We start from the raw sequence: 15,374 nt of genomic DNA on the forward strand, positions 1-15,374 counted from the left end.
CGTATCGCGTAAGGGGTACCCTGTTTGTCTCTCTAACCATGGAAATTATTGTAATGAAAAATGCTCATCTACAGTTATTTTCAAAAACTTCACACCGATCTGGCGGCGTGATAACGTTATGGATGAAAACGTTATCAAAGGAAACAAGGGGGGCAAGGGAGAATGAAGAAAAAAAGATGGTGGGGGTTGCTAGCGGCTGGGATGATGACACTGGCATTGGCGGCCTGTGGAGGCAATGAATCGGCGGGGTCGAAACCGTCCGGTTCCAACTCCGGTTCGTCTGCTTCCAACTATCCGACGAAGCCGATTACGATTGTCGCTCCGTCCGGAGCGGGCGGCGGCTGGGATTTAACGGCCCGCGCGATTACGAAGGTGTTGGATGAGACGGGGCTCGTCAAACAGACCATGACGGTTGAAAACAAACCAGGCGGCGGCGGGGCGGTCTTTATGGCCGAATACGCCACCCAAGATGTGAAAAACGATTACAAACTATTTGTCAACTCCCCGCCAATTATTATCAACAACTTGAAAAAAGAAGGGAACAGCCCGTTTGGCTACAAAGACACGACACCGCTCGCCCAGTTGACGAAGGACTTTGGCGCGATTGTTGTGAAGGCGGATTCGAAATTTCAAACGTTAACCGACTTGCTTAATACCATTAAACAAGATCCGAAATCGGTCACGGTAGCCGGGGGATCGGCGCCAGGTTCGATGGATCATTTAGTCGCGATTTTGCCGATCTATAAGTCGGGCATCGATCCGAAATCAGTCAAGTATGTTTCGTACGATGGCGGCGGGGAAGCGATGGCTGCGCTGCTTGGCGGCAATGCCGATGTGATTGCAACGGATGCCTCTTCTGTTGGCGAATATCTCAAAGCCGGCAAAGTGCGGGTGTTGGCGGTTTCCGCTCCAGAACGCCTCGGCGGAGTGCTGAAAGACGTGCCGACGTTGAAAGAGCTTGGCATTGATGCGGAATTTACGATTTGGCGCGGGGTTTTTGGGCCGAAGCAAATGTCCCGAGAGGCAAAAGCGTTTTGGGAAGAAACATTGAAAAAGTTGTCTGAACACGAGAAGTGGAAAGAAGAACTGCAAAAACAAGGCTGGGCGGCGGAATATCGCAATTCGGACGAATTTACGAAGTTTTTGCAAGAGCAGGAGCAGCAAATCGGCGACCTTCTGAAGTCGCTTGGCATGCATAAATGAAGCAAGGGGGAAGAACATTCTTCCCCTTTTTTGTAAAGAACAGGAGGAAGAACCATGAACAAAACGGCTGATCGTATCGCGGCGGTGGCATTCTTGGCGGTTGGTTCCTTGTTTATGGCGGAAAGCTTGCGCCTATCGAAAAGCGCCTACGGCAGTGCGGTAGGACCGAACGTATTTCCGTTTTTGCTTGGACTTGTTCTGGCATTATTAAGCATCAAGCTGTTGTTTGAAACGAGAGGCTATAAGGATTATAAGGATTCAGTGGGAGAGAAGCCGCCGCGGCAGTACAAAAAGTTTCTCATCATTTTCATTGCTGCTGTTTTCTATGCGACGTTGCTTGAAACGGTTGGGTATGTAATCACGACGTTTCTGTTTCTTGTTATCGGCTTTCAAACGATGGAAAGAGGGGCGCTATGGAAGTCGATCGCCATTGCGGCTGGCTTTTCGCTTGGCGTATATGGCCTTTATGTGAAGCTGCTGCAAGGAACATTGCCAAGCTGGCCGATTTGGTTCCAATGAAGGGAGGGGCATCATGAGCACACTATCGTTTTTGCTTGAGGGGTTTCAAACGGCGCTGCAGCCGCATAACTTATTTTTCGCGTTTTTGGGTGTTTTGATCGGCACGGCGGTCGGCGTGCTTCCCGGAATCGGGCCGATGAGCGGGGTGGCGTTGCTTATTCCGGTGACGGCGTCGATGACGTCCGGCCTTAGTCCGGAACAGGCGGCAGCCAGTTCGATTATTTTGCTCGCCGGCGTGTATTACGGGGCGATGTATGGCGGTTCGACGACATCGATTTTGTTAAATACGCCTGGGGAATCGTCATCGGTTGTCACAACGCTGGACGGCTATCAAATGGCCCGGCAAGGAAGGGCGGGGGCGGCGCTTGCCATTGCCGCGATCGGTTCCTTTGTCGCCGGAATTGTTTCGCTAATCGGCCTCGTCTTATTGGCCCAACCGTTGTCGAATGTGGCGCTGAAGTTCGGCCCGGCTGAATATTTTTCGCTCATGCTGCTCGGGTTGGCGGCGGTGAGCGGACTGGCTGGCAAATCGATGACGAAAGCATGGATCATGACAGTGTTCGGCTTGTTGCTTTCCACGATTGGGCTCGACAATGTTTCCGGCGTGGCTCGCTTTACGTACGACATTTCCTATTTATATGGAGGTCTCGAGTTTTTAACCGTAGCGGTCGGGCTATTTGCGTTAGGAGAGGTATTCAAGTCCATTCTCCATCATGAGACGAACGACGGGGACATCGCCAAAATCGGGCGCGTGTTGCCGACGAAAGCGGATTTGAAAGAAAGCGCGGGGCCGATCGCCCGTGGGTCGCTGCTCGGTTTTTTCATCGGGGTGCTGCCGGGAGCCGGGGCCACGTTGGCATCGTTTTTCTCCTATATTCTTGAAAAGAAAGTGAGCAAACATCCGGAAAAGTTCGGGCAAGGGACGATCGCCGGTGTGGCGGCGCCGGAGTCGGCGAACAACGGGGCTTCTGGGGGCGCAATGATTCCGCTTTTGACGCTGGGCATTCCTGGTTCAGGGACGACAGCGATCCTCATGGGTGCACTCATTATGTACAACGTCCAGCCAGGTCCACTGTTGTTCGATGAGCATCCAGCTGTCGCCTGGGGATTGATCGCCAGCATGTTTATCGGCAACGTCATGTTGCTCATTCTCAACATGCCGCTCGTCAAAGTGTTCGCGAAAATTATCCAGACGCCGACGAAATATTTGTTGCCGCTTATTATTGCCATTTCCGTGTTCGGTGTGTATGCGGTGCAAGTGACGACGTTTGATGTGTTCCTGTTGCTGGCGTTTGGTCTGCTTGGCTACTGGCTTGCAGAGCACGACTATCCATTGGCACCGCTTGTGTTGGGGCTTGTTCTCGGGCCGATGATCGAAAACAATATGCGCCGGGCGTTGACGGCATCAAACGGGGACTATCTCGTTTTCTTTGAAAAGCCGATTTCGCTCGTCTTGTTGGTCATTGCCTTTTTATGGATTGCCGTGCCGTTTGTCATGAAACTAAGAGGAAAATCGGTCGTCATCAACGAAGATATGTAATAATAGAAAGAAAGACGTTCCGCCTAACAGGCGGACTGTCTTTCTTTATTTGCTGTTTGGGGAGCGAGCCCTATGAAGCTTCAGACACGGTTAATGGTCATTATTTGTTCATTGTTGCTGCTGGTGATCGTGGTTTTAACGTTTTTGTTTCAGCATATGTTTGCGACGACGCTCAAACAACAAATTGGCATGCGAGCGCTAAATGTGGCGGAGACCGTTGCCTCCACTCCGCTTGTGCGTGAGGCGTTTCACGATCCGAATCCATCGGCGCGGCTGCAGCCGTTTGCCGAACATATTCGCCGAAAGACAGGGGCGGAGTACGTAGTGATTGGCAACCGTAAGGGAATCCGCTACGCTCACCCACTGCCAGATCGGATTGGAAAGCATATGGTAGGGGGCGACAACGGCGAAGTGCTGAAAGGCAAAGCGATTATTTCCGAGGCGGTCGGTTCGCTTGGTCCGGCGATCCGGGGAAAAGCGCCGATTTTGGATGAAAACGGACATGTGATCGGCATTGTTTCGGTTGGTTTTTTGCTAGAGGATATTCAGCGTACAGTATGGTCGTATCGTATGAAGATGTTTCTCTTCTCCGTTTTTGCCCTCTTTCTCGGAGCGGTGGGTGCAATGGCGATCGCCAGCACGGTGAAAAAATCGATTCATGGTCTTGAACCGGAAGAAATCGGTTTGCTCTACCAAGAAAAGCAGGCGATTTTAGAAGCGATTCGCGAAGGAATTGTGGCCATCAATCAAGAGGGAACGATTACAATGGTCAATCAAACCGCGTTGAAGTTGCTTGGGTATGAGAAGGAGCACAGTGTATTGGGAATGCCCATTTTGCGGCTCATTCCCCATTCTCGCTTGCCCGAAGTGATCCGAACAGGGCGGGCGGAATACGATGATGAGATGGTTTTAGGGAGAGAGACCGTCATTGCGAACCGAATTCCGATCAAAGACAAGCAAGGGCGCGTCATTGGAGCGGTGTCGACGTTTCGCAACAAATCGGAGCTGTATCGCCTCACAAAAGAGCTGTCCCAGCTCCGGGTGTACGCGGATGCGCTGCGGGCGCAAACACATGAATTTTCCAATAAGCTGTATTTGATCTCTGGGTTGATTCAACTTGAGTCGTATGATGAAGCGCTTGAGCTTATTACGAAAGAAACGAACTTACAACAAAATATCATTCGTTTTGTCATGAAAGAAATCCCGGATCCGATCATCGGCGGGCTGCTGATTGGCAAGTTCAACCGCGCCCATGAGCTGAAAATCACCTTTGAAATTGATCGGGAAAGCAGTTTTCGCGATGTGCCGCCATGGATCGATCGCGACCATTTGGTGACGATTATCGGGAATTTGTTGGATAACGCCATGGAAGCGGTCCTCCACAACGGAAAAGAAGAGAAACGAGTGACCATTTTTTTGACCGACCTCGGCGATGACTTGATTATTGAGGTCGAGGATAACGGATTAGGCGTTGATCCGGATGTGGCGGAACGGATATACGACCGCGGCTTTTCGACCAAAGCCAACGGCCTCCGTGGGTATGGGCTTGATCTTGTCAAGAAGGCGCTGGCGATGCTTGGTGGGCAAATCACCTACCAGTCGAAACAAGGAGAGGGAACGGTGTTTACCGTCATTATTCCGAAGCGGTCGGGCCGTGCCAACCCATGCTGAAAGAAAGCATTTCCCATAAAAGGCCTCTACACCTTTATGCATCAATATTTCGGAGGGAGGGAAGCAGGGGGGATGATTCGTGTACTTATTATTGAAGACGACCGCCGCATCGCTGAAATTAATCGGCGCTTTGTCGAGAAAGTGAATGGGTATGAAGTGGTCGGCATTGCCACGAACGCCGAAGAGGCAAGGGAATTGACAGAGGTGCTGCAACCCGACGTGTTGTTGCTTGATGTCTATTTTCCGGATATGAACGGCCTCTCTTTTTTAAAATGGGTTCGGGAACGCTTTTCCAATATCGATATTATTATGATCACAGCAGCACGAGAAGTGGATGCCTTGAAACAAGCGCTGCATGGCGGGGTGTTTGATTATATTATCAAGCCGATTATGTTTGATCGATTTGCCGAAACCTTGCATCGATATAAAGAATATTATGATAAAATGCAGCAGTGGATGAAAGAAAAAGAGTGGATCGATCAAGAGGATGTCGACAAACTGATCGGGCGGGAGGCCCCGGTTAGGGATCAGCCTATGCTTCCAAAAGGCATTCAGCCGCTAACCCTTGAAAAAGTGCTGATGGTTGTGAAACGGTGTCAAGATGGTGTGACGGCGGAAGAAGTGGGACGGCAAATTGGCACAAGCCGGACGACCGCCCGTCGATATTTAGAATACCTTGTCTCCACGGGACAAGTGCTAGCCGATATTGTCTATGGATCGGTCGGACGTCCAGAGCGGATTTATAAGAAAAGAGGATGAGCGAGATCCGTTTCAGAGAATAGCGGCTTCCGTATGCATAAAGAAAGCGGGGGAAAACATCTTGGACATTTTTGTGAGTATCTTGCTTCAAGTCATGATTCCGATGTTGCTGATCGTCGGCTTGGGGGCAGGGTTTCACCGTTTCTTTCGTCTTGACCTCAATACATTATCCAAATTGAACATGTATGTCCTGCTGCCGGCAGTCGCATTCATCAACGTGTACGACAGTGAGTTGAATGGAAAGGTGTTAGCGGCTATCTTAGGGTTTCTTCTGTTGCAAAACGGCGGGCTGATGGTTTTGAGTAGGATCATGGCGAAACTATTCAAACTGGAGCGAAGTATGGCAGCGGTGTTTCAAAATACGGTTGTGCTGAACAATTCTGGCAACTTCGGCATTCCTGTCAGCCAGCTGGTGTTTCACCAACATCCGCTCGGGGCGACGATTCAAATCATCGTGACCATTTTTCAAAACTTCTTGACCAATACATATGGAGTGTATCAGTTCGTGTCAGGAAACGGGAAAAGTGGGAAATGGGCTGCTGAGATATGGAAAAATCCCGTTCTTCACGCGCTGTTGTTCGGTGTGGTCTGCCGATGGCTTCACGTCCCAATCCCATCATTTTTATGGACGCCGCTTCGGCGGGTTGCCGACGCGTTTTTAGCCATCGCCCTCTTTACGTTGGGAGCGCAAATCGCCTACGCCCGTTTTAACGCCTTGCCGCCGCTTGTGTATGCAAGTGTGTTTGGGCGTCTCGTTTTGTCGCCGCTGTTGGCTGCGTCTTTGATCTTTCTATTAGGAATTGATGGAGTGACGGCTCAGGCGTTGCTCATTGCTAGTTCCTATCCGTGCTCGCGCAATACGGCGCTGTATGCACTCGAGTATGACTGCCACCCAGATTACGCCGCCCAGGCGGTGTTGGTGTCGACTTTGTTGAGCGCCATTACCGTTACAGGCGTTGTGTATGCGGCCCGGCTGTTGTTTCCGATCGCTGGATGAAAACGAGGGCAAGCTGTCGTCGACTCCCAATCATGCAAAAATCATGGGGGATCGACGACAATGTGCTTTCGTGTCAAAACCCTACAGCTTACATTGCAGGTTCAGTTAGAAACAGCTACCATACTTTAATGGCAGGTGCAAGTACATCTTTTGGTGATGAACCAATATCGGCTCTTCACCACAAGTTGTACTTGAGATTTTAAGATAGGTATGCATAGGAAAAATAGAGGGTGCAAAAAATGCGAATGTTCCTGTATGGTAAAGGTGACCAAACCAACCCATTGGAGGAACATTCGCATGTATTCTCCGTTTATCAAAGAACTCATCGATTGACCAGACGTTTTGATTCAAAAGGTGCGAAAACGAAGAAGAACATTGGATTTTCGAACTTTCTCTGACGCTTTAGGATTTCAATCCAGAACTATTGTAAACCGCTTTCATTTGGTTTATAATAAAGCTAAACCGGTTTATGAAAACGTTTTTGAACTAAATCGATTTAGTGTAAGAGAGGGATCCCGATTGAAAAAAGTAACGATGGCTGATGTCGCGAAATTGGCCAACGTTTCGAAAAGCACGGTCTCGCAATACTTGAACAAACGCTATGAATATATGAGCGAGGAAACAAGAAAGCGCATCGCTCAAGCGATTGAGGAACTTGGCTATCAGCCAAACGTCATCGCCCGCAGCTTAAAGCAAAAGACGACAGCGACCATTGGCGTGATTGTGTTCAACATGCTTCATATGTTGACGACGCAAGTGCTGCACGCCATTGAAGAGGAATGCCAAAAGCGCGGGTTTCAAGTCATTGTCTGCAACTCCGGCGATGATTCGGAAAAGGAGAAAAAATATGTTGACATGTTGCTGGCGAAACAAGTGGACGGGCTGATCGTGTTTCCGACAGGGAAAAATGAAGAGGTCTACCGCCGCCTTGTCGAGGAGCGCTTTCCGCTTGTGTTTGTCGACCGGATGGTGCCGGGGGTGGAGGCGGACAGCGTGCTGCTTGATAATGCAGGTGCAGCGGAAATGGCGGTTCAGTATTTCGCTTCCTATGGCTACGACCGGATTGCCATTGTCACCCCGCCGCTTGTCCCTTACAACGTGCCGCGGATGGAACGATTTGAAGGGTTTCGGGCGGCCATGGAGAAAAGGGGATTTGAAGTCGGCGATCAAAACGTCATCGCCGCTGAACCTGCCGCGCTGCCTGGGGAGCTGAAGAAGCGGTTCATGGAATCGGAGCGGCCAAACGCCTTGTTTGCGATTAACGACTTGACGTTAATGGGCGTTTTGCGGTTTGTGAAGGAGACGGGCATCCGTATGCCGGATGAACTGGCGATCATCAATATTGACGATGTGCCGTTTGCCGATATTTATACACCGGCGTTGACGACGATCGCCCAGCCAACGTTTGCGATGGGAAAAAAAGCGGCGGAGCGTGTGTTTGAACAAATGGATTCGAATCATGCCGACAGCCCGCGCGTGTTTCGTTTCTCCCCGGCATTGGTGGAGCGGACATGGATCAAACGGGGAAATGGCAAAGAAGGGAGGAGAAACGATGAAGATTCATGAACGTGTCGTCATCGGTGTGGACATCGGGACGACGAGCACGAAAGCCGTTGTGTTTGGCGAACAGGGACGAGTGCTGGCCTCTCATGCGATCGACTATCCGATCATCCAGCCGCACCCGGGGTTTGCGGAGCAGGATCCGGAAGAGCTGTTTGCGGCGGTCATTCAAGTGGTCGGAGCGGTGATAGTCCGGTATGGCATCCACCCTAAGCAAGTGAAAGCTATGGGTTTAAGCGCGGCGATGCACTCGATCATGGCGCTTGACGGATCCGGGCGGCCGCTTACCCGCCTCATGATCTGGGCGGACAACCGGAGCGTCGCCCAAGCGGAGCGGCTGTTGAAAGAACAGAACGGGCTTGATATTTATCGGCGGACGGGGACACCGATCCACCCGATGTCCCCGTTGCCGAAACTGCTTTGGCTGAAAGAGAAGCAGCCGGATGTGTTTCGGCAAGCCCGCTGGTTTGTCTCTGTGAAAGACTATGTGCTTTACCGCCTATATGGCGATTATATCGCTGACCATTCGCTCGCTTCAGCCACTGGTTTGTTCCGCCTCGATACGCTTGATTGGGACGAGGGTGTGCTTTCGTTTCTTGGTATCAGCCGCGAGCAGCTGCCGCGTTTAGTTCCAGCTATACACATTCTGCAAGGAATGAAGAAAGAATGGGCGGATAAAATGGGGGTATCCGCTGATGTGCCCGTCGTTATCGGCGCAAGTGACGGCGTGCTCGCCAATGTCGGTGTCGGCGCGGTGCTTCCGGGGGAAGCAGCGATTACAATCGGGACGAGCGGGGCGGTGCGGACGATCGCGACAAAACCGACAACCGATGAAAAAGGGCGGACGTTTTGTTATGCGTTGACGCCTGGCTATTGGGTCGTTGGCGGGCCGACGAACAACGGCGGCATCTTGCTTCGCTGGCTGCGCGATGAGTTCGGCGCCCAGGAGCGGGAAGTGGCGAAAAAGCTCGGAATGGATCCATACGATTTGTTGACGAAATACGCCGAACGTGTTCCGCCTGGATCCGAGGGGCTGGTGTTTTTGCCGTTTTTATCGGGCGAGCGGGCGCCGTATTGGAACGCGAACGCGCGCGGAACGTTTTTTGGACTTGGCCTTCATCATCGACGTGAACATTTGATTCGTGCCGTGATGGAAGGCGTCTGCTTCAGCATCCTATCCGTCGCCTTGGCCATTCGCGATGCAACCGGGCCGATGTCCGAAATCCGCGTCTCGGGCGGATTTGCCAAATCGCCGTTTTGGCGGCAAATGCTTGCCGATATGCTCGGCAAACCGCTCATTGTGCCGCAGACGCACGAGGCTTCAGCGTTAGGAGCGGCCGCGGTGGCGCTTCATGCATTAGGCGAATTGCCGTCGCTTGAGATGGTGAAACCATGGATCGGTACAATGGCCCGCCATGAGCCGAACGAAGCCCATACGCTCATTTACGCCGAGCTGTTTGATTTGTATGCTCGTTTGTATGAGCGATTGAAGGAAGAATTTGATGTGATCGCTGCGTTTCAGCGACGCAATGGGTAAAAGGGGCAAATCCTAAATCGGTTTAGGACTCCAACGTTACGGTTACTAAATCGATTTAGCCCCTCTCTCTTAAACAAAACTGAAAACGTTTGCTTTAGTAAGGGCTAAATCGATTTATCTATAAAGCAATAAGAAAAACGCAAGGAGGAGACGCAGATGGGAATTGCCATTGTTATTGCCGCTATTATCGTTTTGTTATTGCTCATTACGGCGGTGAAAATGCATCCGTTTGTTGCATTAATTTTAGTGTCCGTTGGCGTCGGACTGGCGATGGGGATGCCGCTTGTCGCTCCGTCGCCAGAAACGCCGGGGATCATTGATTCGATTAAAGCGGGGCTTGGCAATACGCTTGGCTTTTTAGCGATCGTCTTGGCGCTCGGGACGATGCTCGGCAAAATGATGGCCGAATCGGGCGGCGCTGAGCGCATTGCGAAAACGTTGATCGACCGCTTTGGCCAAAAACGCGTCCACTGGGCAATGATGGTCGTCGCGTTTTTAGTTGGGATTCCAGTCTTTTTCCAAGTGGGGTTTGTATTGCTCATTCCGCTCGTCTTTACGATTGCGATGGAAACCGGCATTTCACTTGTGACGATCGGCATTCCGCTTGTCGCCGGTTTGTCGGTGGTGCACGGCCTTGTCCCGCCGCATCCGGCGGCGATGGCGGCTGTCGGCATTTTTCAAGCTGACGTTGGAAAGGCCATTCTTTATTCGATTATCGTCGGTCTGCCGACGGCGATCATTGCTGGGCCGCTGTACGGCAAATGGATTGGCTCGCGCATGCACAAATCCGTGCCGGCGGAAATCGCCGAACAGCTCGTGCAACATAAAGAAGCACGGGAGCTCCCGGGCTTCGGAAATACGCTGTTTACGATTTTGCTTCCCGTTATTTTGATGTTGATTGCCTCGATCGCCAACGTCACGCTTGATCAAAAGTCTGAAGCAGCGAAAGTGTTGCGCTTTATTGGCGATCCGATCGTCGCGCTGTTGATCGCCACGGTTTATTCATTCTTTAGCTTAGGCTACGCCCGTGGCTTCCATCGCGACGCCGTGCTGAAGTTCGCCAATGACTGCCTTGGTCCGGTCGCGAACATCCTGCTTGTCATCGGGGCGGGCGGCGCATTCAACAAAGTGCTTCTTGATTCCGGCATCGGCAATCAAATCGCGGAGGTGGCGAAACACTCGCACTTATCCCCGCTCCTGTTAGGCTGGGGCATCGCCGCTCTCATCCGCGTGGCGACCGGGTCAGCGACCGTGTCGATGATGACTGCCGCTGGCATTGTTGCGCCGATTGCCGCCACCATGCCGGGTACGAACGCGGAACTGCTCGTTTTGGCAACCGGAGCCGGATCCTTGATCTTGTCGCACGTCAACGACTCCGGCTTCTGGATGATCAAAGAATATTTCGGCATGACCGTCAAAGAAACGCTCATGACATGGACGGCGATGGAGACGATTATTTCGGTGGTGGCGTTTATTTTCGTCTTGCTGTTGAATGTGGTTCTCTAAAAAGCTGATGCAAAACAGCGGATTTGCTCGATCTGTGGGGACCGCAGGGAATGAAAACACGGTGTCGCAAAGTTTCTCTTATATCTGTTAAATCATCAGTTTGCTAAACGAACAACACCCGCTCTATACCGGATGAAGGAGCGGGTGTTTCCATTTTCATCCGCCAAAGCAACCTTTCCTGCCAAGGTACCGGTATCATGTACGATGGCTTTTACCCGTCGAGTCGTTTCACCAGCAATAACTCATCCCGAATTGGAATGCCGTCAGGACTTGTTTTCGGAATGCTTGGCTTGATTCGCCGCGCCTTGTCGACAGCGTTCGGAAAGACATTCACAATTTGGTAGCCGCGCTTTTGGTAGAAACGAAGCGCATGCAAGTTGTCGTTGGTGGTGATCAGTTGAACAGCGGTGCACCTTTGTTGTCTCGCCCATGTCTCCGCCTCATGCAAAAGGGTGCTGCCGACGCCGCGGTTTTCCATTATGCTGTCTAGCGAGATGATCTCGCATTCGTTTCCGCGAATCACAAACGTAATGAGCCCGATGATCCGCTGTCCATTCTCGACAGCCGCAAATCCATCCAGTTCGCTGCAGTTATAGATGCCGGTCGAGACAACCATTTGGGGACTTCCCCAATGGTCAGTGAAAAACTGGTTGACCATGGCGCGGTTCAATTGTTTGGTTGGAACGATGCTCAAGGCGGTCCTCCTCCTGTACAGACGTTGATTTTTGATCACCCTAGAATAAGAGCTTTACTTCCATACGTGAGTGTAACTGGGAATAAATCGGTGCTTTTCTACCCCCATCCTCCTCTGTGTCAAAGGGCCGAGTCTTTTTGCATCATCGCGCGTTGGAACGATTGAAAAACGGAAAAGGAAATGAATGTAAGCGCAATTCCTGCCGCATATGGCAAACTGGGCTTTAAGGTGAACAGCCAGCCGGCGATCGCCGGACCGCCAATGCGGCCGAGCGAATCGAACGAGGATAAAACGCCTGTCGCACTTCCTTGGCCATCCGCTGTATGCTTCGTTAACAAGGCGGAGACGCACGGGCGGATGACGCCGTTGCCAATGCCGAAAATCGTTAAATAGAGCGTGGCTGTCCAAAAGCTATGAACGAATAAAATGAGAAAAAAGCCAACTGCTGACAGGAACAGCCCGAAACGAATGACAGCGCCTTCCCCGAATGAGCGGATCAGTTTTCCAAGAAGCCCCCCTTGGACGACGGCTCCTGCAAGCCCCATGATCATGAAAATGTAGCCGAGCTCCGTCGACGAAAGCCCTGCTCGTTCAGCGGCAAAGTAGGCGAACGTCGCTTCAAGTCCGGCGAGGGAAAACGTTACGATGAGCTGCAACATGTATAGGCGTGCCAAAGGGCTTCGGAGAGCAACCGCAAGCGATGGTCGTTTCGCTTTTATGTTCGATCGTTTTTCTCTCGGAAGCGATTCATGCAAGAAAACGAAAACGAATATAGCTGTCAGCAGCGCCAAGCTGCCTGCAATCCAAAACGGAGCGGTCAAGCTCGTTTTTGAAAATATGCCGCCGATCCCCGGTCCGAAAATAAATCCAAGCCCGACAGCCGCTCCGATCATCCCCATTCCTTTGCCCCGGTCTTCTTCGGTTGTCACATCTGCGACATATGCCATAGCGGTCGGCATCGTGGCGGCAGATAAACATCCCCCGATGATGCGAGCGGCAAACAACATCCAAAGTGTTGTGGCGGCGGCGAGCAAGAAAAACGAAAGGGCCAAACCAAAAATGCCGACAAGCAACATCGGTTTTCGTCCATATCGGTCCGATAATTTCCCCCACATCGGCGCAAATAAAAATTGCGTGAACGAATAAGTGGCCATTAACCAACCGAGCTGTGTTGGAGTAGCGCCGATTTTTTCTGCGTAAAACGGAAGGACGGGAATGATGATGCCAAACCCGGCCATGACCAAAAACATCACGAGAAACAAAAGCGATAAATCGCGACGATTGCTCATGATCATCATCTCCACGATATGGTTTGCCTCTTTCATCATAATGGAAAGACAGACATTTTTCAAAGCGGATCATGCCTCGCTTGGCCATTCCGACGAGGCCTGGGGATCACTCCCGAATGTCATCCACAAACCATTTCCCTTCATCCCCATTGACAATGGAAGCGGTTTTCGCGAGACTGAAGGTAAACGGCAAACGGTTCGGCAAACCATGAAGTGGACTTTGGACCGGCATCCGCCAAGGGTACGAAACGACAAACACGCATGGGAGAGAATGGTGCATGATGACCAAAAACGAAATCCAAAAGTGGGTAAAGGAATTCCCGCTGCTTGAAACGATCATGGCGGCCGAAGAGGTATTTTGGCGCAATCCAAAATATCACGCGTTTGCGCAAGCCATTCGAACGATTCCTTTACGCGAGCGCGATGTCAAGGAGGCCGAAGAGCGATTGCGCCGCTTTGCCCCCTACATCGCGAAGGCATTTCCCGAGACGCGAACGGCCCACGGTATCATCGAATCCCCTTTAGTGCGAATTCCGAACATGAAACAGCGTTTGGAAAAGATGTTTCAGACCAACATTGAAGGGGAGCTGTTGCTGAAATGTGACAGCCATCTTCCCATCTCCGGATCGATCAAGGCGAGAGGGGGAATCTACGAGGTTCTGAAACATGCGGAAGACCTCGCTCTGGCAAACCATATGATCACCATGGGGGATGACTATGCGGTGATGGACAGTGAGGAATTCAGACAGTTCTTTTCCCGCTATTCGCTTGTCGTTGGTTCGACGGGAAATTTAGGCTTGAGTATCGGCATCATCGGAGCGAAGCTTGGGTTCCGCGTTACCGTTCATATGTCAGCCGATGCGAAACAATGGAAAAAAGACTTGTTGCGAAGCAAAGAGGTTGCGGTCATCGAACATCTCACCGACTACAACAAGGTGGTGGAAGAGGCGAGAAGACAGTCCGCCGAGGATCCAACATCGTATTTTATCGATGACGAGAACTCGATCCATCTGTTTTTAGGCTATGCGGTGGCGGCGTTTCGGCTGAAAAAGCAATTAGAGGATATGAACATCACGGTTGATGAAAACCACCCGCTCTTTGTATATCTTCCTTGCGGCGTCGGCGGCGGTCCGGGTGGGGTGACGTTTGGCCTGAAGCTCGTGTACGGCGATCATGTCCATTGCTTTTTCGCCGAGCCGACGCATTCGCCTTGCATGTTGCTCGGCCTGATGACGGGACAGCACGACCGCGTGTCGGTGCAAGATTTTGGCCTCGATAACAAGACGGAAGCCGACGGGCTGGCGGTGGGCCGGCCGTCGCGGTTGGTGGGGAAAATGCTTGAGAACGTCATCAGCGGCGTCTATACGGTGGACGATTCGACGCTTTATCGCCTGCTTGCGGCCATGGCTGATGCAGAAGGAATCTATTTAGAGCCGTCCGCATTGGCGGGAGTGGAGGGGCCTGTTCGGTTGTTTCGCGATTCGGCGGGACAAACGTATGTAGAGGAAAACGATTTGAAAGAAAAAATGAAAAACGCCGTCCATATTTGCTGGGCTACCGGCGGAAGCATGGTGCCAAAGGATGTGATGGACGCTTACTATCGGGAAGGCGTGCGGATTGAAACCATGACAGGCAACCGTTTTTCCGGAGGGCGATAAGACCCCGCCATTCGATGGAGTTTTGAAACGAATGCATAAAGTGTTGGACGGATTCGATGAAAACCGAAAAAGAAAAGATGTTGGCGGGGCAATGGTACAACCCCGCCGACCCGGAGCTCGTCAAGGAGCGGGCGCGGCGGCTCGTTCGTTTGTATAATGAAACCGCCAACGCGGTCGTTGGCGGGAAACCCGGGGAAAGTGATCAAATGGATTAACTAGCCAAAGGAAGTGCGCCCCGCATCAAAGCATGTGCGGGGCTGTATCCCATACCCATCAAGTTAAGAATTTTGGTCTTTGTGCATCGTCAAAAACATGGTATCCTTTCTAACGAACACTCTACGTTAGAAAGGATTTTTTTCATGGACTGTAGATGAGCAAATTCACTGACATAAATTGACAACTAAACAAAAAAGGAGACATGAACCCGATTCCTTGGTTAGA

The 15,374-nt window shown here is 51.5% G+C and carries 12 protein-coding genes and 1 pseudogene; 11 read left to right on the top strand and 2 right to left on the bottom strand.

Going from position 1 to position 15,374, the window contains the following annotated elements; translation table 11 throughout:
* Positions 1–162 precede the first annotated feature (162 nt).
* The 9 genes from ABS784_RS16235 to ABS784_RS16275 all read left to right on the top strand — a co-directional run bounded on the left by ABS784_RS16235 (position 163) and on the right by ABS784_RS16275 (position 11,292).
* Entirely contained in the window at positions 163–1,203 is a 1,041-nt protein-coding gene (locus ABS784_RS16235; protein ID WP_042380664.1) for a Bug family tripartite tricarboxylate transporter substrate binding protein, read from the top strand.
* Positions 1,204–1,257: 54 nt separating this feature from the next.
* Positions 1,258–1,722, top strand: coding sequence for a tripartite tricarboxylate transporter TctB family protein (locus tag ABS784_RS16240; RefSeq protein WP_020279064.1), 465 nt, complete (start codon positions 1,258–1,260; stop codon positions 1,720–1,722).
* A 13-nt stretch (positions 1,723–1,735) separates the two neighbouring features.
* Positions 1,736–3,262 (top strand): tripartite tricarboxylate transporter permease, encoded by a 1,527-nt coding sequence (locus ABS784_RS16245; RefSeq protein ID WP_352513261.1) that lies wholly within the window; start codon positions 1,736–1,738, stop codon positions 3,260–3,262.
* Positions 3,263–3,334: 72 nt separating this feature from the next.
* Complete coding sequence (locus tag ABS784_RS16250) at positions 3,335–4,933, top strand: ATP-binding protein (RefSeq protein WP_352513263.1); 1,599 nt, start codon at positions 3,335–3,337, stop codon at positions 4,931–4,933.
* 72 nt (positions 4,934–5,005) lie between these two features.
* Positions 5,006–5,692: a response regulator gene (locus ABS784_RS16255; RefSeq protein WP_014196017.1), complete on the top strand. Its 687-nt coding sequence runs from the start codon at positions 5,006–5,008 to the stop codon at positions 5,690–5,692.
* Positions 5,693–5,753: 61 nt separating this feature from the next.
* Complete coding sequence (locus ABS784_RS16260) at positions 5,754–6,689, top strand: AEC family transporter (RefSeq protein ID WP_062898672.1); 936 nt, start codon at positions 5,754–5,756, stop codon at positions 6,687–6,689.
* A 519-nt stretch (positions 6,690–7,208) separates the two neighbouring features.
* On the top strand, positions 7,209–8,255 hold the full coding sequence (locus ABS784_RS16265) for a LacI family DNA-binding transcriptional regulator (protein WP_081130802.1): 1,047 nt from the start codon (positions 7,209–7,211) through the stop codon (positions 8,253–8,255).
* Positions 8,242–9,786: a gluconokinase gene (locus ABS784_RS16270; protein WP_352513266.1), complete on the top strand. Its 1,545-nt coding sequence runs from the start codon at positions 8,242–8,244 to the stop codon at positions 9,784–9,786. The genes ABS784_RS16265 and ABS784_RS16270 overlap by 14 nt, the downstream gene beginning before the upstream one ends.
* Positions 9,787–9,942: 156 nt before the next feature.
* Complete coding sequence (locus ABS784_RS16275) at positions 9,943–11,292, top strand: GntP family permease (protein WP_352513268.1); 1,350 nt, start codon at positions 9,943–9,945, stop codon at positions 11,290–11,292.
* A gap of 211 nt (positions 11,293–11,503) precedes the next feature.
* On the opposite strand, the gene ABS784_RS16280 is transcribed toward ABS784_RS16275, so the two are convergent.
* On the bottom strand, positions 11,504–11,986 hold the full coding sequence (locus ABS784_RS16280; protein ID WP_352513270.1) for a GNAT family N-acetyltransferase: 483 nt from the start codon (positions 11,984–11,986) through the stop codon (positions 11,504–11,506).
* A 119-nt stretch (positions 11,987–12,105) separates the two neighbouring features.
* On the bottom strand, positions 12,106–13,275 hold the full coding sequence (locus ABS784_RS16285; protein WP_352513272.1) for an MFS transporter: 1,170 nt from the start codon (positions 13,273–13,275) through the stop codon (positions 12,106–12,108).
* Positions 13,276–13,553: 278 nt separating this feature from the next.
* Between ABS784_RS16285 and ABS784_RS16290 the strand changes: the two genes are divergently transcribed.
* Together ABS784_RS16290 and ABS784_RS16295 are read left to right on the top strand one after the other, a co-directional pair.
* The gene (locus ABS784_RS16290) at positions 13,554–14,933 is read left to right on the top strand and encodes a D-serine ammonia-lyase (RefSeq protein WP_352513274.1); all 1,380 of its coding nucleotides are present in this window, start codon (positions 13,554–13,556) and stop codon (positions 14,931–14,933) included.
* A 56-nt stretch (positions 14,934–14,989) separates the two neighbouring features.
* A pseudogene (locus ABS784_RS16295) lies at positions 14,990–15,097 on the top strand (maltose acetyltransferase domain-containing protein); the annotation flags it as partial.
* Between the last annotated feature and the right edge of the window lie 277 nt (positions 15,098–15,374).

Origin of the sequence: Geobacillus sp. G4, assembly GCF_040327975.1 — a bacterium.
Classification (GTDB): Bacteria; Bacillota; Bacilli; order Bacillales; family Anoxybacillaceae; genus Geobacillus; species Geobacillus thermoleovorans.